Consider the following 645-nt stretch of genomic DNA (forward strand, 5'->3'; position numbering starts at 1 on the left):
ACTTCGCTACTGCTTTAAGCAGTGTTCGTATTACTTCACCTTACCCTTAAAAGGGTCGGAGTATTCAACAGTGGTTAACTTATCTACCACCATATCATGTTTTTCTTGGTCTCGGATATATTTCTTAATGGTGGATTCGTTCAATCCCACTGTACTGACATAATATCCTTCTGCCCAAAATGACGATTACCAAATTTATATTTTAAATTAGCATGATGATCAAACATCATCAAAGCGCTTTTGCCTTTTAAATATCCCATGAATTGCGAAACGCTTAGCTTCGGTGGAATACTTACTAACAAATGTACATGGTCAGGCATTAAGTGACCTTCAATAATCCTTACACCTTTATACTGACATAATAATTTGATGTAATCGCGTAAGTCTTTCCGATATTGATTGTAAATTATTTTCCGTCTATACTTTGGAATGAATACGATGTGATACTTACATAACCACTTCGTATGGGCTAAGCTATTTAGTTTATTAGCCATATTTATAAAACCTCTTTCCCTTATTTGATTTTGGCTTGAACACCTACATCTTAAGGCAAAAGAGGTCTTTATTTATATAATTTTTATCCCCCCACCCGCAAAGCAGGTGGTTTTTTGTTTCGCACACTCGCTACGCTCCCGTGCTCAACTA

Annotated in this window: 1 pseudogene; it reads right to left on the reverse strand. The window is 36.1% G+C overall.

The features are described 5' to 3' along the window. Nucleotides 1-30 precede the first annotated feature (30 nt). Nucleotides 31-494, reverse strand: a pseudogene (gene tnpA / locus HMPREF0549_RS08905) (IS200/IS605 family transposase). Nucleotides 495-645 lie beyond the last annotated feature (151 nt).

It is taken from the genome of Limosilactobacillus vaginalis DSM 5837 = ATCC 49540 (assembly GCF_000159435.1).
Lineage (GTDB): Bacteria > Bacillota > Bacilli > Lactobacillales > Lactobacillaceae > Limosilactobacillus > Limosilactobacillus vaginalis.